Annotated in this window: 18 protein-coding genes; 3 read left to right on the top strand and 15 right to left on the bottom strand. The window is 65.9% G+C overall.

What is annotated here, in order from left to right:
* Positions 1-9: 9 nt before the first annotated feature.
* Positions 10-1008, top strand: a complete 999-nt coding sequence (locus tag KUW17_RS21850) for a sodium/calcium exchanger protein (RefSeq protein ID WP_222482428.1) — start codon at positions 10-12, stop codon at positions 1006-1008.
* Here KUW17_RS21850 and KUW17_RS21845 read toward each other — a convergent pair.
* From KUW17_RS21845 to acsA, 4 genes are read right to left on the bottom strand one after another with little or no spacing between them, the layout of a single operon-like run.
* Positions 978-1229 carry an acyl carrier protein gene (locus KUW17_RS21845; protein ID WP_222482427.1) on the bottom strand — a complete coding sequence of 84 codons (252 nt, stop codon included), beginning with the start codon at positions 1227-1229 and terminating at the stop codon, positions 978-980. The genes KUW17_RS21850 and KUW17_RS21845 overlap by 31 nt on opposite strands.
* Positions 1226-2413 (bottom strand): dihydrolipoamide acetyltransferase family protein, encoded by a 1188-nt coding sequence (locus KUW17_RS21840; RefSeq protein WP_222482426.1) that lies wholly within the window; start codon positions 2411-2413, stop codon positions 1226-1228. Before KUW17_RS21840 ends, KUW17_RS21845 begins: the two co-directional genes overlap by 4 nt.
* 1 nt (position 2414) lies before the next feature.
* Positions 2415-4412, bottom strand: coding sequence for a pyruvate dehydrogenase (acetyl-transferring) E1 component subunit alpha (pdhA, locus tag KUW17_RS21835; protein ID WP_222482425.1), 1998 nt, complete (start codon positions 4410-4412; stop codon positions 2415-2417).
* The gene (acsA, locus tag KUW17_RS21830; protein ID WP_315899418.1) at positions 4409-6139 is read right to left on the bottom strand and encodes an acetate--CoA ligase; all 1731 of its coding nucleotides are present in this window, start codon (positions 6137-6139) and stop codon (positions 4409-4411) included. The genes pdhA and acsA overlap by 4 nt, the downstream gene beginning before the upstream one ends.
* Positions 6140-6279: 140 nt before the next feature.
* Here acsA and KUW17_RS21825 point away from each other — a divergent pair, with 140 nt between their 5' ends.
* Positions 6280-7905, top strand: a complete 1626-nt coding sequence (locus tag KUW17_RS21825) for a Na/Pi cotransporter family protein (RefSeq protein WP_261397352.1) — start codon at positions 6280-6282, stop codon at positions 7903-7905.
* 169 nt (positions 7906-8074) lie between these two features.
* Here KUW17_RS21825 and KUW17_RS21820 read toward each other — a convergent pair whose 3' ends face one another.
* From KUW17_RS21820 to KUW17_RS21810, 3 genes are read right to left on the bottom strand one after another with little or no spacing between them, the layout of a single operon-like run.
* Positions 8075-8368 (bottom strand): hypothetical protein, encoded by a 294-nt coding sequence (locus KUW17_RS21820; RefSeq protein ID WP_222482423.1) that lies wholly within the window; start codon positions 8366-8368, stop codon positions 8075-8077.
* Positions 8341-8880 carry a DUF2953 domain-containing protein gene (locus tag KUW17_RS21815; protein ID WP_222482422.1) on the bottom strand — a complete coding sequence of 180 codons (540 nt, stop codon included), beginning with the start codon at positions 8878-8880 and terminating at the stop codon, positions 8341-8343. The genes KUW17_RS21820 and KUW17_RS21815 overlap by 28 nt, the downstream gene beginning before the upstream one ends.
* A gap of 2 nt (positions 8881-8882) precedes the next feature.
* The gene (locus KUW17_RS21810) at positions 8883-9248 is read right to left on the bottom strand and encodes a GerW family sporulation protein (RefSeq protein ID WP_222482421.1); all 366 of its coding nucleotides are present in this window, start codon (positions 9246-9248) and stop codon (positions 8883-8885) included.
* Positions 9249-9449: 201 nt separating this feature from the next.
* Between KUW17_RS21810 and ppsA the strand changes: the two genes are divergently transcribed.
* Positions 9450-11831: a phosphoenolpyruvate synthase gene (ppsA, locus tag KUW17_RS21805; RefSeq protein ID WP_222482420.1), complete on the top strand. Its 2382-nt coding sequence runs from the start codon at positions 9450-9452 to the stop codon at positions 11829-11831.
* Here the strand turns inward: ppsA and KUW17_RS21800 are convergent.
* From KUW17_RS21800 to repA, 8 genes are all read right to left on the bottom strand, one after another.
* Complete coding sequence (locus tag KUW17_RS21800; RefSeq protein WP_222482419.1) at positions 11828-12775, bottom strand: 1-phosphofructokinase family hexose kinase; 948 nt, start codon at positions 12773-12775, stop codon at positions 11828-11830. The genes ppsA and KUW17_RS21800 overlap by 4 nt on opposite strands.
* 39 nt (positions 12776-12814) lie before the next feature.
* Complete coding sequence (locus tag KUW17_RS21795) at positions 12815-13186, bottom strand: hypothetical protein (protein ID WP_222482418.1); 372 nt, start codon at positions 13184-13186, stop codon at positions 12815-12817.
* A gap of 24 nt (positions 13187-13210) precedes the next feature.
* Entirely contained in the window at positions 13211-13720 is a 510-nt protein-coding gene (locus tag KUW17_RS21790) for a hydrolase (protein WP_222482417.1), read from the bottom strand.
* Between the two features lie 116 nt (positions 13721-13836).
* Positions 13837-14100, bottom strand: coding sequence for a hypothetical protein (locus KUW17_RS21785; protein WP_222482416.1), 264 nt, complete (start codon positions 14098-14100; stop codon positions 13837-13839).
* 15 nt (positions 14101-14115) lie between these two features.
* Entirely contained in the window at positions 14116-15060 is a 945-nt protein-coding gene (locus tag KUW17_RS21780) for a zinc-dependent alcohol dehydrogenase family protein (protein ID WP_222482415.1), read from the bottom strand.
* A 95-nt stretch (positions 15061-15155) separates the two neighbouring features.
* A complete protein-coding gene (repC, locus tag KUW17_RS21775) occupies positions 15156-16400 on the bottom strand; it encodes a plasmid replication protein RepC (protein ID WP_315899420.1) in 1245 nt (414 codons plus the stop codon).
* Between the two features lie 180 nt (positions 16401-16580).
* Positions 16581-17600, bottom strand: a complete 1020-nt coding sequence (gene repB / locus KUW17_RS21770) for a plasmid partitioning protein RepB (protein WP_222482413.1) — start codon at positions 17598-17600, stop codon at positions 16581-16583.
* The gene (gene repA, locus KUW17_RS21765; RefSeq protein WP_222482412.1) at positions 17597-18784 is read right to left on the bottom strand and encodes a plasmid partitioning protein RepA; all 1188 of its coding nucleotides are present in this window, start codon (positions 18782-18784) and stop codon (positions 17597-17599) included. Before repA ends, repB begins: the two co-directional genes overlap by 4 nt.
* Positions 18785-19134 lie beyond the last annotated feature (350 nt).

Here is a 19134-nt window from a genome sequence, read left to right as displayed (position 1 = left end):
GGTGCCGCGATGCCCGCTCCGGATGCCCTGCCCGTCTACGGTCTTGCTGCGGTCTTTGCCGCTGCCGCATTGGTGGTCTGGTTCGCAGGCACCCGGCTGGCAATGGCCGGGGACGAACTGTCAGGGCGCTACAACCTGGCCAGGGAATTTGCCGGCCTGCTGTTCCTCGCCACCGTCACCGAACTGCCGGAAATCGTGACAACCGCCACCGCTGCGCAAGTGGACACTGCCCAACTGGTCCTCGGCAACATGTTCGGCGGCATCACAATGCAAACCGCAATCCTGGCGGTCGCTGGCATTTTCGCAGTGCGCTATGCGCTGACCTCCTGGCCCCGCAAACCCAACCACGCGCTGCTGGTGCTCCTGCTCGTCCGGCAGCCCGCCGGCGCCCAGCTCAGCATCGCCGCCGGCATCCTGGTCACCGCGATCTACGTGGCCGGCCTGCTGATCCGCCGCACCCCAGGATACTCGGCGCAGGCCTCGATTCCTGGCTGGTGCTGGCCGTCTACTTCGGCTCCATCGCCGCCCTCTACCATATCGGCTGACCCCAGGGGGCCGTTCTCTGTCAAAGAATACATTGCCCGTCATGATCAACTCCACGAAACCGCATGGATCGGTTCGCGAACTAAAATGCAGCAACGCGGGTTTTGCGAAGCGGTCGGGCGCGATGTAGTACATGAATGCCGGGATGGCATCGCTGTTCGGTTTGCCTTTCAAGGCGACTTTTTCGCCAAAATACTTCCGTTCTTCCGGGGGAAGCGAGCGGGCCTGCACGGCAAAACCGGCGTATTCGCTCGTCGCAATGCAGGATGGAAAAGGACAGGGCATGGCCCGAATGTGCACTCGACGCGGTCCACAACAGAAAATTCGCGTGGCTCGGCGAGCCCCCCGCAGAAGGCTTGGTCGTCCTGTGCCGTGTTGGCGCTTCGGCTTCCGCCTCGCAGGCTAGCGGGCGCAGCGGGATATCACGCCCAGCCTCAATCCGCACTAGCCGCAGCAGACAGGTAGCGCACGGCTGAGCCCACCGTTGCGATCTGCGCGTAATCGGCCTCCGGGATATCGATGCCAAGCCGCTGGTGCAAAGCCGCGGCCAGATTCAGCACATCCATCGAATCCAGTTCCAGGTCCTCCTGCAGATGATCCGTGTCCGACACCTCAGCGGGGTCAATATCCGGAGCAACCCGCGTCAGCTCTTCCAGAAACAGGGCACGCATTCCGGTCTGTGTCATAACGCCTCCGGCTGTGAAATCAGAGTTTCGAATTCGCTCAGGAACCGGGCTGCCTGCCGCCCGCCGCTGACCCGGTGGTCGGCGGCGACGGTCACGGTGACGACCCTGCGCGGCACGACCTCGCCGCCGTGCACCCAGGGCCGCAGCTGCGGCGCCCCGATCCCGATCAGCGCCACCTGCGGCGGAAAGATTACCCCGGCCATCACCTCGCCGCCGGTCTCGCCCAGGCTGGACACCGTGATCGTGCCGCGGGTCAGCTCGGAGCTTTTGAGCCGCCCCGCCCGCGCGCGGGCGACGATATCCCGCATCGCAGCCATGGTCCCGTCCAATGTCATCGCGGGCACATCGGCAAGCGCGGGAGCCACCAGACCGCCGCCGCGCAGCGCCACCGCAAGGCCTGGATTGACCTGCTCTGCGGGATGGAAGGCGCCGTCTGTGAAATGGCCGTTCAGGGTTGCCGCCTTCTGCGCCGCCAGCGCCGCCGCCCGCAGCAGCACTGCGCCCAGCAGGATCCGCTCCGACGGCGGCACCCCGGCATTGCGTGCCGCCAGCATGTCGAGGGCGCCCTGCACGTCCATGGTCTGCGACAGGTAGAAATGCGGGATCGTCTGCTTGGAGCGCGTCATCGCGGCGGCAATCGCCTTGCGCATCTCATCAAGGCGCGAGGCCGGCGCGCCGGTATCGCGGTTTCCGGCCGGTTCCACATCCGCCAGCACGACGGCGCCGCCGGGGCCGCTGCCCGTCACGGTGCCCAGGTCCAGCCCCAGCTCCGCCGCCCGCACCCGCGCCGCAGGCGACGCTTTGACCGTACCTGCCACAGCAGTTGCCGCGGCAGGCACAGTGCCCCGGGCGGGCGCGGGTGCGGTTTCAGCAGCAGGTTCCGGTTTGATTTGCGGCTCCAGTTCCTGTTCCGGCTCCGGCACCGCATCCAGCTCAGGCGCCGCTTCCCCCTCAGCCCGGATCACCGCCATCGGCGCCCCCACCGGCAGCACCGTGCCGGGCTTCGCCTTCAGCTCCTGCACCGTGCCGGCCTCGAAACACTCGATTTCGATCGCCCCCTTCTGGGTCTCGACCACCGCAACCGCATCGCCGCGGGCCACGGTGTCACCGGGCGCGACCAGCCATTCGGCCAGGGTGCCGCTTTCCATGTCAGCGCCGAGCGAGGGCATGACGAAGAGACCCATCTTACCCGGCTCCCATCACAGACCGCACCGCCGCCACAATGGCCGGCACCTGCGGGATTGCCGCGTCTTCCAGATGCTTGGGATAGGGGATCGGCACCTCCGCCGAACAGACCCGCCCGACCGGCGCGTCCAGCGTCCAGAACCCCTGCTCCATGATCCGCGCCGAAATCTCGGCTGCCAATGATCCCGACCGCCAGCCCTCGTCGACGATGACAGCACGGCGGGTCTTGCCGACCGAGGCCAGGATTGTTGCCTCATCCAGCGGCCGCAGGCTGCGCAGGTCAAGAACCTCCGCCGAGATGCCCGTGTCCCCCAGTTCCTCCGCCGCCTCCAGCGTCTTGAACAGCGACCCGCCATAGGTGATCAGGCTGATATCGGTCCCCTCGCGGCGGATTGCGGCCCGTGAGATATCCACAGGTCCCGCCATGCTGCTCAGCGGATTCTCGCGGTTGTAGAGCATCACATTCTCGAAGATCAGCACCGGGTCGGGATCGCACAGCGCCGTCCACAGCATCCCGCGCGCGTCCTCGACCGTGGCCGGCGCCAGCACTTTCAGCCCCGGGATATGGGCATACCACCCTTCCAGGCTGTGCGAGTGCTGTGCCGCCAGTTGCTTACCCGCCCCGGTGGCCATGCGGATCACCAGCGGCACCCCGAACTGGCCGCCGGACATGTGGCGGACGGTGGCTGCCGTGTTCAGGATCTGATCCAGCGCCAGCAGCGAAAAATTGACTGTCATCAGTTCTACAATTGGGCGCATCCCAGCCATCGCCGCGCCGATCCCGGCGCCGGTAAAGCCCGACTCAGACAGCGGCGTGTCGCGGATGCGGGCCTCTCCGAATTCTTCCATCAGCCCCTTGGACACCGCATAGCAGCCGCCATAGGCGCCTACGTCCTCGCCCATCAGAAACACCCGTTCATCGCGTGTCATTGCATCGCGGAGGGCCTCGCGCACAGCCTCCCGGTAAGTCACCACCCGGGTTTCCCCGCCAGGCGCCGCAGGTTCAACAGGACCGGGCTGCGGCCCCAGAACATGACGCGTCAGGTTTTCAGCGGGCTCCCACGTGCCGTCTTCGGCAAATTGAACCGCCTCTGCAATCTCCGCCCTGATCCCCGCCTCGATCCCGCCAATCTCGTCCTCGTGGATCAGCTTGGCCTCCAGCAGCCAGTTGCGGAACCGGACAATCGGACCGCGCTTGCGCCAGTCATCGACCTCGGCCTTGTCGCGGTAGAGCTGAGCATCGAACATCGAATGGGCGCGGAACCGGTAGGTGCGGCATTCCAGGAACACCGGCTTGCCAGTTTCGCGGATCTCGGCAAGCGCCCGCCGCGCGGCGGCTTCAACCGCCACCACATCCATCCCGTCCACCACCTCGGCGCGCACCCCGTAGGCGGCGGCCTTGGCGCTGATATCGGTCTCGGACTCGCTGCGCTTCAGCGCGGTACCCATGGCATAGCCGTTGTTTTCACAGACAAACAGCACCGGCAATCCCCAAAGGGCGGCCAGGTTCATAGCCTCGTGGAATTCGCCTTCAGCCACCGCCCCCTCGCCAAAGAAACAGGCGGTCACATTGGGATCGCCGCGCAGATGATCCGCCAGTGCCAGCCCCGCCGCCAGCGGCAGCCCGCCGCCGACAATTGCATTGCCGCCATAGAAATTGGCCGCCGCATCATAAAGATGCATTGAACCGCCGCGCCCGCCCGAGCAGCCCTCTGCCTTGCCGAACATCTCCGCCATCACCGCATTCATCGACACCCCGCGCACCAGCGCATGGCCGTGCTCGCGGTAGGTGGCGACAATCCGGTCGCCCTCCTCCAGCACCGGGATCACGCCCGCGGCAATCGCCTCCTCGCCATCGTACAGATGCAGGAAGCCGCGGATTTTCTCCTGGGTGTAAAGCTCGGCACAGCTGTCCTCGAACATGCGGACCCGCATCATCGCAGTCAGCAGTTCGCGAACATGGCTCCGGTCAAGGCGGGTTTTCTCATGGGTGCTCATGTCTCATCGCTCTCCAATGTCGAGATGTCCCCCTCCGGCAGGCCCAGCTCGCGCGCCTTCAGCAACCGCCGCATGATCTTGCCGGAACGGGTCTTGGGCAGAGTGTTGCGGAACAGGATGGCGCGCGGCGCCACCGCCGCCCCCAGCCGCTTGCGCGCATGGGCCCGCACCTCGCGCTCCAGGTCTTCGCCCGGCTCAAAGCCCGGGTTCAGCGTGGCATAGGCCTTGACGATCTCGCCCGCGGTCTCATCCGGCACACCGATCACCGCCGCCTCGGCCACCGCCGGGTGCTCGATCAGCGCGCTTTCCACCTCGAACGGGCCGATCAGATGGCCGGACGTCTTGATCAGGTCGTCCTTGCGCCCGACAAACCAGTAATAGCCCTCCTCATCACGGGTGGCCAAGTCGCCGGACAGATACCAGCCCCCGGCAAAGCATTTCCGGAACCGCTCCTCCTCATCCAGATACCCCCGCATCACCGAAGGCCAGTCCGGCCGCAGCGCCAGCTCCCCGGTCTCCCCTGCCCCGCATTCCGCCAGCCCGCCATTGCCCTGTTTCAGAATGGCCGCCGTGATCCCCGGCAAGGGCTTGCCCATCGATCCGGGCTTCACTGCCATGCCCGGCAGGTTGGCAATCATGATGCCGCCCGTTTCGCTCTGCCACCAGTTGTCGTGGAACGGCTGCGGAAACACCTTACGGCTCCACTCCACCGCCTCCGGGTTCAGCGGCTCGCCGACGCTGGCCAGAAACGTCAGCGACGAGAAATCATAAGGCGCCGCCGCTTCCGCCCCCGCCCGCATCATCATCCGGATGGCGGTGGGCGCCGAATACCAGATCTCGACCCTCTCGCGCCCGATGATGCCGTACCAGCGTTCAACGTCAAACTCGGCCTCATCCACGATCATCGTCACCCGGTTCACCAGCGGCGCGATGATGCCGTAGGAGGTGCCGGTCACCCACCCGGGGTCGGCGGTGCACCAATAGACCGCACCCGGCTCCAGCCCCAGGGCGATGCGCCCCGAATAGGCGTGATAGACCACCGCGCCATGCACATGCACCACCCCCTTGGGCTTGCCGGTGGTGCCGGAGGTGAAATGCACCAGCGCCGGATCTTCGGCACCGGTGCGCACCGTTTCAAAGTTCTCCCCTGCCCGCTCCAGCGCCGGCCCCAGCGCCACGCAGCCCTCGGGCGCCTCGCCGCCGGCCACCAGCACCAGCTTCAGGGACGGCAGCTGGTCCCGGAACGGCGCAATCTTGCGCCGGTACAGCGCCGCAGTGGTGACCAGCACCCTGGCCGCACCGATCTCCATCCGCGTCCGGATCGGTTCCGGGCCAAAGGCGGCAAACAGCGGCGTATAGACCAGCCCCGCCTTCAGCGTGCCAAGAGCGCAGGCGTAAAGCTCCGGCACCCGCCCGATCAGGGAATAGACACTATCGCCCCGCTGCAGCCCGTGCGCCCGCAGCAGATTTGCAAATTTTGAAGACAATGCCGCCAGATCAGCATAGCTCAGCTCACTCCGGCTGCCGTCCTTGCCCAGCCAGCGGATCGCCGTCTGGGCGCCATAGCCCGCGGCCACGTGGCGATCGGCGGCTTCATGCGCAATGTTCAGCCCGCCACTCAGGCCGCTGACCAGTTTCTCGGTCCCGGCCCACCGGCTGCCTTCGCCACCCGCAGCGGATACCTCCCCGGTGCGCGGGCCCTCATCACCTGTCTTGCGGTCATCCACGATGCCATCCTCCCGGCCCCATGTTCCCCCGGGAACGCCCCCGCCGCTATGATACGCATCAATCGGCTGCAGAGGGCTGCCGCGCTGGCCGGGGCGCGCCGGATTTGATGGCCGGCGGCAATTCTGGCACTCTGTTTCAGATGTACTGGAATGTGTTGCCGGCACTTGGCGGCATCGGCCTCTTTCTGATCGGAATGCTGCTGCTGACCGGCGGCCTGAAGACACTCGCCGGGGCGCGCCTGCGCAGCATTCTGGGCCGGTTCACATCGACCCCGGCCACCGGCGCGGCCACCGGCGCGGTGACAACCGCGGCGATCCAGTCCTCCAGCGCCACAACCGTCGCTGCGGTCGGATTTGTCGCCTCCGGCCTTCTCACTTTTCCGCAGGCGCTCGGGATCATCTTCGGCGCCAACATCGGCACCACGATGACCGGCTGGCTGGTCGCTATCCTGGGCTTCAAGCTCGACCTCGGGCAGGCCATGCTGCCGGTCGTCCTGCTGGGTGCCCTGCTCGCTCTCTCCGGCAGGCGCAAGATCTCCTATCTCGGCCAGGCCCTGGCGGGCTTCAGCCTGATCTTCATCGGCATCGAGCAGATGAAATCCGGCCTGGAAGCCTTTCAAGGCATCGTAACCCCGGACAGCTTCCCCTCCGACAGCCTTGCGGGCAGGCTGAAACTTGTTGCGGCCGGTGTCCTGATCACCCTGGTCACCCAGTCGTCGAGCGCGGGCGTTGCCACCGCCCTGGCGGCCCTGAGCGCCGGGGCGGTGAATTTTCCGCAAGCGGCGGCACTGGTCATCGGGATGGACGTCGGCACAACCTTCACGGCTGTTCTGGCCACGCTGGGCGGGGGCACCATGGCCCGGCGCACCGGTTTTGCGCATGTGATCTACAACCTGATGACAGGCGCCCTGGCGTTTTTCCTGCTTGGCCCGTTTGCTGCCGCCGTGTCCTATTGGGTTGGCTCCCAGGACTCTCTTACAGCGCTCGTCGCCTTTCACAGCTTCTTCAACCTCCTGGGCGTGATCTTCATCCTGCCCTTCGCGCGCCCGTTTGCGCGGCTGATCGAGTTCCTGATCCCGGACCGGGGCGCTGCACTGACGCAATCGCTGGACCACCTGATCCTTCGCGAGCCGGCAGCCGCAACCGCCGCCGCCAAAGTTGCGGTAAACCGGGTTACCGCAGCTGCCATTCATCACCTCAGAACACTCACCGGCGCCCCCGTTCCGGGCAACAGCGATTACGAGTGGGGCCACCTCTCCTCGGCAGTCACGGAAACCAGCACCTACCTCGACAAGATTGAACTGTCCGGCAATGCCAGCGCGGAATTTGCCGAGATCAAGGGCATGTATCACATCCTCGACCATCTGGACCGGCTGCTTTACCGCTGCACGCAAACGGACAGGATCAGCGAATTGCCGAATGACATGCGGCTGCGGCGCCTCACCGGGGTGCTGACCCTGGCAACTGCCGATGCCGGGCACGCCGGCAGCCCTGATGAATGCGAACAGTTGTTGAACCGTGTCCGCCGCATCATGCGCCAGCAGCGGAAGTCGCAACGAGACCGGCTTATCTCCGAGGCCACAGACGGCACCTTGCCGGACGAAACAGCCTGGCTGAGACTCGATGCGGTCCGCTGGCTGCACAGGGTAGCCTATCACCTCTGGCGCATCCGGTTGCACTTGAACCTGCTGGAAAAGGACGCTGCCGGCCCCGGCCTCAAGGCGGTGACTGGGGAGGAAGCGAAGCTGGATGCCGAACTGGACTAAGGTCTGCCACATCAATGGGCCCGCCGGTCTTTATCAATCTCCTGAGCCAGTTTCCTGCACTTACGGTATCAACCGCGCAGGGCCAGTGACCGGAAGTTACCTTGTCTTGCCTTCAACTTTGACAACTTGAAACGCTCCGGCCCCGGCCTTGGCAACGGCAAAAAAGGCCTCACCGGTCCTCCGGCGTCCGTTCCAGCCGGGCCAGCGTCCTGGCGATGGCCTGCGGAAACCTCTCTTCGATTTCCGCGGCAGAATAGCTTTTGCCATCAACACCCGCTGCCGTAACCCCGCCGCGGTGAAAGGCCAGGATAAGCACGGGCCGCTTCTCCCCGGAGCAGGCGGCTGCTGCCGCGCCGCAGTGGTGCGACCGCTCAACCCGGCACACCGCCGCAAAGGCCCGCGCTCCGGCCCGGACCGGAGGGTCGACCACCCAGCTCACCGCACCGGCCTGAAGGCGTCCCATCCGAACCGCACCGCCGGCCCGATCAGCGCCGCCGGAACCAGGGAAACGTCCAGCTCTGCCCGACCGGACAGCACCGCACGGTCAAAGACCGGCTGCAGGCTGACCTGCAGCCTCCGGGCCGGAAGGGTTGCGTATGCCAGCGGCGCCAGCATCCCGAACATCTGCCCCGTCTCCGCCGGATCGCCGGATCCGAATTCCGCGTCAAGGATCAGGGCGCGGATGCGGATGCGGCGCAGTATTGCAACTGCCAGCCGTGCTGCCGCAGGGATAAACCTGCGTGCATCGAACTGCCGCCTGCGGCCTGGCTTTTTGGCCGCAGGGTGCGGTTGCCGCCTGCCGGAGAGCCTGATCCGCGGCCCGAACCCGCCCAGCGGGCGCAGCGCCGCCGAATAGGCCAGCCCCGCCTCCTTGCGCAGCACCAGCTCGATCCTGAGCGGCGAAACCAGCACCAGAACAATCAGGGCAAACAGCACCGCCAGCAGCGCGGCAAGGGCTGCGCCAAGGCCCGCCATGATCAGCCCTGCCCTTTCCTGCCCTTCGCGCCCCCAGTCTGCGCCGCCGTTTCAATGGCCTTTCCGGCTGCGTCGCCCAGCACCGCCGCCAGCGTCGTCATCGCCCCCTGCACAGATTCCACCCGCGCGCCGCGCTGGTCGATGATGATGGCCCCCAGCGGCTTGATGCCGCCGCCCGCCCCGGTGCCCGCACCTTCGCCGGTCTTGGCATCCGCACCGCCGCCGGCCCCGAAGCCGAACCCGTAGCTGACAATCGGAATGACCGTCGCATCGCCCTTCTCGATCGGATCCCCCAGCACGTTCTTGGCGTTCAGCAGCCGGTCCAGTTCCTCCACAGTGCCTTTCAGCAGACGTTCGACGTTTTCCATCCCGCTCACCTTTCATAAAAGCAACAGTCAACGGGGCGAGCCTATCAGCCCGCCCTCCTGCGTGAATTGATGCCGCTCAATCCGCGCCTGCGCCCATGCTGCCGCCCCCGGGGCGGCCGGACCGGGCCACTGATCTGCATCAATGGCCAACGCCGGATTCCTGCCATTATGGGTTTACCCCTGCAGGACCGGAGACCGGACATGGCCCATTCCACCCCGCCCGTCATCAGCTTCGACAAGGTGAAACGCGCCGATACCGGCCTGGTCGGCGGCAAGAACGCCTCTCTGGGAGAAATGATCAGGGCGCTTGGCTCCAAGGGGATCCACGTGCCGCCGGGCTTTGCCACCACCGCCGATGCCTACCGCGGCTACTTGTCCGCCAATAAGCTCGAAGCACGGATTCACCAGGAACTGGACGCGCTGGCCGCAGGGCGGACGACGCTGCAAAAAGCGGGCAAGGCGATCCGCTCCATGATCCTGGCCGGAGACTGGCCTGCAAAGACCGCGCAGGCGATCCTTGCCCATTACCGCAGCCTCAGCACCGCGGCAGGACAGCCGGATGTGCCCGTCGCGGTGCGCTCCAGCGCCACTGCCGAGGACCTGCCGGAGGCGAGCTTTGCCGGTCAGCAGGAGACCTTCCTGAACGTCAGCGGCGGGCAGGCGCTGCTGGAGGCCTGCCGGAAATGCTATGCCTCGCTGTTCACCGACCGGGCGATCTCCTACCGCCGGATCCACGGCTTCGACCATATGAAGGTAGCGCTGTCGGTCGGGGTGCAGCAGATGGTGCGCGCCGACACCGGCGGCGCCGGCGTGATGTTCTCGATCGACACCGAATCCGGCTTTCCCGATGCCGTCCTGATCAATGCCGCCTGGGGGCTGGGCGAAAACGTGGTGCAGGGTGCCGTGGACCCGGATGAATACCAGGTCTTCAAACCCTTCCTCGATACCCCAGGCCTGACGCCGATCCTGGAAAAGCGGCTGGGCGCCAAGGCCGTCAAGATGATCCAGGACCGGGACGGCAGCCCGCGCAACGTCCCCGCTTCCAAAGCCGAGCGGGCGCAATACGTCCTCAGCGACGCGGAGATCCTGATGCTGGCCCGCCAGGCCAAGGTGATCGAAGACCACTATGGCTGCCCGATGGACATGGAATGGGCCCGGGACGGGGCCGGCGGCAGGATCTATATCGTGCAGGCCCGCCCGGAAACCGTCCAGTCGCGCGCCGCCATCAGCACCCTCCGGTCCTATGCGGTGACGGATCCCGGCCCGTTGCTGCTGACCGGGCTCAGCGTCGGCAGCGGCGCCGTCGCGGGCCGGGTGTCGATCATAGAAAGCGCCAAGGACATCAGCCGCTTCGTGGACGGCTCGGTGCTGGTGACCGGCACCACCGACCCCGACTGGGTGCCAGTCATGAAACGGGCGGCCGCCATCGTCACCGACCACGGCGGCCGCACCTCGCACGCGGCGATCATCAGCCGCGAGCTGGGCCTGCCCGCCATCGTCGGCTGCGGCAATGCCACCGCGGTTCTGCACGACCAGCAGGACGTCACGGTCTCCTGCGCAGGCGGCGAACAGGGCGTCGTGACCGCGGGCCTGTCGCAGATCGCCGTGACCGAAGACAGCCTTTCGGACCTGCCCCGCCCCAAGACCCAGATCATGCTCAACCTCGCCAACCCCGGCGCTGCGCTGCGCTGGTGGCGGCTGCCGGTGGACGGAGTCGGCCTGGCGCGGATGGAATTCGTGATCAGCAACGCGGTGCGCGTCCACCCGATGGCGCTGGCGCGCTTCGATCAGGTGCCCGACCCAAAAACCCGCGCCGCAATCGAGGCGCTGACCGCAGGTTATGACCCCAAGACCGAATACTTCGTTGACCGCCTCGCACGCGGCCTGTCGCGGATCGCCGCCTTCTGCCACCCCAAGCCGGTGATCATCCGGATGAGCGATTTCAAGACCAACGAATACGCCGACCTCTTGGGCGGGCAAGTCTTTGAACCTGCTGAGGAAAACCCGATGATCGGCTTCCGCGGCGCCTCCCGCTACTACTCGGAGGATTACCGCGACGGCTTTGCACTGGAATGCCAGGCGATTGCCCGGCTGCGCGGCCAGATGGGCTTCAAGAACGTGATCGTGATGATCCCCTTCTGCCGCACGCCCGAGGAGGCCGACAAGGTGCTGGCGGTGATGGCAGAGCACGGCCTGAAACGCGGCCAGGACGGGCTGGAGGTCTACGTCATGTGCGAAATCCCCTCCAACGTTCTGCGCGCGGCGGAATTTGCCGAACGCTTCGACGGCTTTTCCATCGGCTCCAATGACCTCACCCAGCTGACGCTCGGCATCGACCGCGACTCCGACGCGCTGGCAGAACTGTTCCGCGAGGATGACCCGGCGGTGCTGTGGATGATCGAAACGGTGATCCGCGAGGCGCACAAGGCAGAGTCCAAGGTCGGATTTTGCGGCCAAGCGCCCAGCAACAACCCGGGTTATGCCCGCCGCCTGGTGGAGTTTGGCATCGACAGCATCTCCGTCACGCCAGACAGTTTCCTGCAGGTCCTGCGCAACGCCGCCGAGGCCGAAAAGGCAAGCTAGGCCGCCGCTACCTCGCACTGCGGCAGCAGTGCCTCCACCTCGCCGCGCCCGAACAGCGCCGTGCCTTCGGTGCCAACCGTGGCACTGGCCGCGGCAACACCCCAGCGCAGCGCCTGATCCAGTGCCTCGCCGCGCGACAGCGCCAGCGTCAGCGCGCCGGTAAAGGCATCCCCTGCCCCGATCTTGCTCTGCACTTCAACATAAGGCGCGCGGCAGAAAAACCGCTGGTCCCTGGTGGCCAGAACCGACCCTTCCGCACCGCGCCCGCCAGCCACAATATCCGCCACGCCGCGTGCAATCAGGTCCTGGGCAAACGCCAGGCTGTCCGCCACCGTGGCCAGTTCGTGCCCCGCCGCCTGTTCCGCCTCCCGCTGGTCCAGCCGCAGCACATGCACCGGCTTGCCGGGCGCGGCCAGCAGATGCGCCAGCGCCGCCTTGGAGGTATCGACGACCAGCTTGCACCGGCGCGGCACAACGGCCGCCAGCACCTGCTGCGGGAAATCGTCGTCCAGCCCAGGCGTGACGCCGCCGCTCAGCACCGCATAGCCGTCCCGCGGCGCGGCCTGCGCGATCGCGCTCAGCAGGCGGGCGCCGTCGGCGCTGTCCATGGTCTCACCGGGAACGCTGAAGCGGAACTGCTCGCCGGTGGTCTCATCCGTCACCGCAAAGCTCTGCCGGGTTTCGCCGGCCACATGGACTGCCAGCGCCAGCACGTCCTCAGCCGCCAGCAGCTGCAGCAGCTGCTCCCCCATGGCGCCGCCCACTGCCACCAGCGCCGTCACCTGGCCGCCCAGCTTGCGGATCGCACGCGCCGCATTCACCCCGCCGCCGCCGGGGTCCACCCGCGGCGCCTTGCAATAGAGCTTGGGGCCTGCCGCCACCCGTTCGATCGACGTCGCCAGGTCGACAGCGGGGTTCAGTGTGATTGTCAAAATTCTGGACATCAGCCTTCCTTCCCCGCTGCCCCTCCGGGCCGCACCTGTTCAGTCCTTTTTCAGGATCATCGCCAGCCGCAAAACCGCCGCCAGGATCGCCTGCCCCAAAACCGGCGACTGTCCCAGGCCGATCGCCGCATCATTGTCGAGATTGTCGTTCTCCCGCAGGGTGCAATGCCAGCGGCCATGCTTGCCATAGGCCCGCCCCCGGATATGCACGTCCCAGTCCGGGAAAGCCGCGTCGGCCACATGCATGGCCCCATCCGCGGTGCCGATGTGCTGCGCGGCGTGTTCGTCATCCGGCGCCGCTCCCGGCAGCAAATAGGCCAGCGCATGCAGCACACCGTCAAAATCCGCCAGGGTGAGATCCGCCTCATTTTCCAGCCGGTCAATGAGAATTTCCAGTTCCGGGTCTTGCATAGCCACCTCCTGCAGAGTGAATCGTTAACTGACTTCGGCAACTCCGATGACATAGTTCTTGCCGTACGCCCGGACACATTTCGGACAGGTCGTATAGAACATGAAAATGCGCCCCGCGTTTTTGCCGCTGGCTTCGGCGGCAACCTCCATGTCATGCATCCAGTCCTTGGCCCTGCGGTAGGGGCCTTCGAACACCCGGGTGATAAAGTCGCCGGTAATCTCCGTCATTTCTTCATTAGGCACCCCGCCGGTCACCGCAAAGAAATGCTCTGCTTCCGCGTGGGACAGATCCCGGCTGAGGACCAGATACCCTTCCGGATCCTGCACGCCGGCGTCTTCGATATGCCTCTGCACCCGCGAAATGACTTTTCCCATGTTCAGCGGAAAATGCAGAAGACTGCGTGTTTTCGCCCGGACAAACGGCTTGTTTTCGAAATGCAGATTGCGGCCATCCCATCCTGCCGGGTTAAACTTGGGGCAGCAGCCGGTCGTGTTGTCCGTCATGTCCATTTTTGGCAGGCAGTTGGTGTCCATGCCCCTACCCTCGCGGTCTCCCCAGATGCTGTCAGTCTACGCCTGCTGCCGCAGGTCGAAATGATCTCCATCAATCCCGCCCGCCGACCCGCGGCCCCTCCGCCTCAGCCCCAGCTTTAAATCACCAGCGGACAGCACGCTGCCTCCAGCGCCGTGCGGGCGTCCTCAAAGACCTCGGCCATCTCGCTTTCATGCGCACCTGAAATATCCTCATGAGCGGCCAGCGCCCCCATTCGGATCGCATCCACCGCCCGGTCCTGCCCCAGCCAGCCGGGATCGCCGTCCAACTCGTCCGTCAGCGCGAAATTCAGCCCCTCAGATGGCAGCACAGGCCGCAGCTGGACCGCCTTCAACTCGTTAAGCTTTTGTTTTTCAATCATTTTATCCTCTCAACATCAGGGAACCAGCACCGCGGCGCCCTGCAAACGCCCCTGCCGCATGTCCGCAAGCGCCTGATTGGCCTCTTCCAGCGCGTATCTGCGGCCCTGCGTGGCAATACCGGCCTCAGCCGCCAGCGGCAGGAACTCTTCGCCGTCCTGCCGGGTCAGATTGGCCACCGACAGGATATGCCGCTCGCCCCACAGGTCGGCATAGGGAAAGCCCGGAATGTCACTCATGTGAATGCCGCCGCAAACCACCCTGCCGCCCACCGGCGCAAAGAGAATGGCCGCGTCCAGCGCCTCCGGCGGCCTCTCATCAGAGCCGCCCGCCCAAACCGCGCCCAGGCTGCGGGCAAACTCCTGCGCCGCGGTGTCTCCGGGCCGGGTCAGCGCAAACACCTTGCGGCCCTGCCAGACCGCCAGCTGGGTCAGGATATGCGCCGCCGCCCCAAAGCCGTAAAGACCGAGACTGGCAGCCTCGCCCGCCATCCGGTAGCTGCGGTAGCCGATCAGCCCGGCGCACAGCAGCGGCGCCAGCTGCACCGGGCCGGCATCCCCGTCGAGCCGGAACACGTAGCGCCCGTCGGCCAGGCAGAATTCGGCAAAGCCGCCGTTGCGGGTGTAGCCGGTGAACACCGGCGCATCGCAGAGGTTCTCCTGCGCCTCCCGGCAATAGCGGCAGCGGCGGCAGGTGGCGCCCAGCCAGGGCACGCCCACCCGCTGGCCGGTCTCCAGCCCCTCCACCTTGCTGCCCACCGCGACGATGCGGCCGACAACCTCATGCCCCGGGATCAGCGGCACCGCCGCCTCGGTCAGGTCGCCATCAGCGATATGGAGATCGGTGCGGCACACGCCGCAGGCCTCGACCCGGATCAGCACGTCCCAAGGCCCCGGGTCCGGCCGGGCAATGTGCTCCAGCCGGAGCGACTCACCTGCTTTGCGGAACACCATGGCACGCATCTTGCGACTCCCGTGGTTCAGCATACCCCAAACCCGCGGCTCCCGGGTTGATCCTGATCACCCAGGAAAGGGGTGGAGTTCACAGCTGTGAACTTCTACGCCGCGGCCTTGCGGGCGAGGGCCATGACCATCGGGGCGCTGGAGAAATTCTCGATCCTGGCCTTGGCGCTGAGATGCCGGAGGTATCCGCCGGGAGAGCGGATATCGGAGAACCGCTCGAGCATCGCGGCGACCACGGTTGCGGCTTCTGCCGCGCCCATGGCGGTTTTGGCTTCTTCCCAGACGGCGGCGGAAATCCCCATCATCGGGCGCACGGTGTCAGCGGCGCGCAGAAGATCGGTCCAGTGGCGGATGGCGCCATCGGCATAGCCGTGAATCTCGCCGCAGGCGGAGAGGATCAGGCGGAGCGGCAGGCTTGGGCCGCTGGGGGCAGGGGCCTCAGGCGGTTGGGGCGGTGTTTCTCGGTGCGCTGGCCTTTCGGCTGAAGGTTTCTCAGCATACCCGGTTTCGTCTTTCGATTCCGTTTCCGGTGCGTGCGCTGCCTTAACGGCCTGTTCAGATTCAAAAGAGTCTTTCTTTGAATTCTGATAGTGGTGCTCATTTTGAGCGCCGTTGGTGCTCGGATCTTCTGTAATTGCAGGCTCTAAATGCTGTTTAGTGTCGTCCAGTGCAGCGGCGAGACGGGCCTGGATCTCTGCCAGTTCCGCCAGGCCCAGCTTGCGGCGCAGGTCGCGGGCGGTCAGATGGGCGAGGTCGTGGAATTGGTCCCAGACGGAGAGTTCAGGACGCTCTGCGGCGCCGAGGAGCGCCAGGTTCAGGAGGTCGCGGCGCATCAGGCTGACGGTTTCTCGCAGCTGCTTGATCCGGGCCTCCAGGGCGCGCTCGGCTTCAGCCGCGTCCGCGAATTCGGCGAAGCGGCGGGCGAGGGGGGAGAGGTCGAACCCGTAGGCCACCCGTTCGCCCTGATAACGGCGCACGTAGCGTTTGCCGTTGGGGCTGTCGCGGCGGATCAGGATGCCCGCGGCAACCAGCTTGGCCATGTGGCGGCGCATGGTGGAGTTTGGCATGCCGTTCAGCCGTTCGCAGATCGCCCGGTTGGAGGGATGCACCACGGTCGCGCCGGGCTCCGGCTTGATCTCCTTGCCGGGCAGGAAGCTGAGCAGCGCCTGCAGCACCGAGAGGTCGCGGTCGCTGAGGCCGTGGGTCTTACGCGCGGCGGCAAGCTCGCGCAGGGCGTCCCATTTGCTGACGGCGCTGTGCATAGGGGAGTGGCCGGCGGCGGCCTGCTGATGTTTCAGCAGGACAGCATCCACCGTTCGCCCAAAAGGCGTGAGGGGCATATATCCCATGTCATCATCACGAAAGACAAAAAAGAGCGGCCCGCGAATCGCTTTCGACTTGCGGTTTCAGGCTCCGGCCACTAACTTGAGGGTGCTAGAAACAAGTTGGTCTCGTGGAGCTTCGGTTTTGCGGGGCCTTCTTTTTTGCCTGCTCTGTGCCTCCTAAGTTATTGTTATATATTAACCTTCGCCGCGCGACTGCCAGCGCGCGTGAAGCTCTTCGATCAGTGTTTGGGCCTCGGACTCCAGCCAGTCGGCAAAGCCGCCGCCGGGGAGTTCAAGACTCACCCCCTTGGCGGTGCGCCGCAAGGTGCCGCTGCGGCGGCCGCCGACGGTCAGCGGCTGCGCCAGCGTCCGGGCCTTGCGCTCCCGCGTGCCCTTCTGCGGGGCAGGGGAGGGGACCGCGGCCTTGAAAACCGCCTCAAACGCCAGCACCGAGGGGTCGGCGGGCGCGGCGTCTGAGCCTTCGGTCACCGAATCGACGGCGAAATTGGTATATTCCTTCTCGGCAATTCGGATGAGCGCTTCACGGTCGGCGCCGGTTTCCGAGATTGCCTTGGCCAGCGCATCCCAGCGCGGGCGGCCGATGCCCTGGGCCGGGCCGATGGCGCGAATCAGGTCGCCTCCGATGGCCTCGGCAATGGCGATGGCCATGGAGACGGAGGATTTGGTGACGGTCAGCACCTCGGCGACCTGTGACTGGTTGCCGAAGCCGTTTTCCACCAGCTCCTGCGCGAACAGCGCCTTTTCGATGAAGGACAGGTCGCGCCGGGCCATGTTTTCCGAAATCTGGGCGCGCACGGCAGCGTCCTCATCCAGATTGGCGACCAGCGCCCGGACCTTGGTTACCTTGTCCGAGGAGCGGATCGCCTCCAGCCGGCGGCGGCCGTAGACCAGCAGGTAGCGGTCGGCCTCAGAGGGATGGCGGCGCACCAGGATCGGCACGGTCTGGCCGTTTGCCTCGATCGCGTCGCGCAGGTCGAGGACGTCTTCCGGGTCGAGCCGGTCGTGAATCCTGGTGTCCTCGATCTGGTGCGGCTCCAGATCCCAGACCCGGTGCGAATCCACCGCGTCGCGGGCGGAGCGCAGGGCGCGGTTGCTGGACATCATCGACGCCGCCGGGGCAGGGGAGGCCACCGGCGCGCCGGCCGCGGCCAGGCTGTCGAGCATCGAGAGGCGGGATTTCTTGCTGCTGGTCATGTGCGCCCCCAGGTTTCCTGAATGAGCTGGCTGATTTCGTCGTTGACCGCGTTCAGGCTTTCGACCGCGCGGTCATAGGTGGAGCGGGTGAAGGCGCTGCGTTCGACCTCGTACAGGGTCTGCTTGGTAAGGCCGGCATCGGAAATCGCGGTGGATTTCAGCATCGGAGCGTTCAGCACCTTGTCGCCGTACATGGTGCGCAGGAAGGCGACGATGCGGTTCTGCGGCGCGTCCGACGGCTCGTAGCGGGTGAGCAGGTAGCGCATCCAGTCGTGGCTCATGTCGGCGCCGGACTGCGCGATCACGTCCATCAGGTCGGCGGTCATGCGCAGGAATTGCGACATCGACATCACGTCGAGCATTTCCGGGTGGATCGTCACCAGCACGCCGGTGGCGGCGGACAGCGCTGACATGGTGAGGAAGCCCAATTGCGGCGGGCAGTCGATCACCACCACGTCATAGTCGGAATCGACCTGTGTCAGAGCCTCTTTGACCCGGAAGAAGAACAGCCCGGCGCTGCCCTGGGCCAGCGCCCGGGGGGTGTCGTGCTCGAACTCCATCAGTTCGAGGTTGCCGGGGATGAGGTCGAGGTTGGGGATGTAGGTCTTGCGGATCACCGACTGGATCGGCGCCGGGTCGTCATAGCGGATGGCATCGTAAAGCGTGCCGCCGTCCTTGAGGTCGAACTCCGGCTGGACGCCGTGCAGCGCCGTCAAGGAGGCCTGCGGATCGAGGTCGATCGCCAGCACCCGGTAGCCCTTGAGCGCCAGGCGCTGCGCGAGGTGGGCGGAGGTGGTGGTCTTGCCGGAGCCGCCCTTGAAATTCATCACGCCGATGATCTGCATGTGATCATCTTCGCGGCGGCCGGGCAGGTAGTCGCCGGGCTTGCGGGCGGTTTTCTCCAGCAGCTCGCGCAGTTCCTGGATGTCCTCGGCGGAGTACTGGCGGCGGTTGCCGGCAGTGAGCTCGGGCGAGGGGCCCTTGCCGTCCAGATGCAGCTTGCGCAGGTAGGAATCATTCACCCCGAGCAGGGCCGCGGCCTCGCCGGAGGTGAATTTGCGCATGGTCTTGGAGGCATTCGGCGGGAACAGGCTTTCGCGCTGCGCGTGCAGCTGCGCCGCAATCCATTCGGAATGCTGCCGGATCACCGCATTGAGATCCTCAGGTGTGTATGTATGATCCATCTGCCCTTGTGCCTGCCATCTGCGCCGCTCTGCCTTTATGCTCCGCGGTTTGGTCCGGGGGCGGTGCTGTGCGGATGCATCCGACCGTGTGTCCTGCCCGGTCCGTGTTCACGGAATTTGGCGTTTGCCGCCTCTTTTCCGTGACTATTGGCCAAAGAGCGGGATTCGTGCAAGTGTTTTCTATAGTTGGCAGATACAGTTGGCCGTCACGGCGGTGCGGCGGGGGCATCTGGTCAGCGGAGGTCGGAGCATGGGAGAGCCTGTTGAGGAGCGCGGCGGCGGGCCGCTTTGCGGGCTGACGCGGCAGCAGGCTGAGGCGGCGCGGCGGACGTTTGGCTGGAACGAGCTGC

This window comes from Leisingera aquaemixtae (assembly GCF_019801145.1).
Lineage (GTDB): Bacteria > Pseudomonadota > Alphaproteobacteria > Rhodobacterales > Rhodobacteraceae > Leisingera > Leisingera aquaemixtae_A.
The sequence above is the reverse complement of the archived record's forward strand: the minus strand, read 5'-3'. Positions and strand labels throughout refer to the sequence as shown.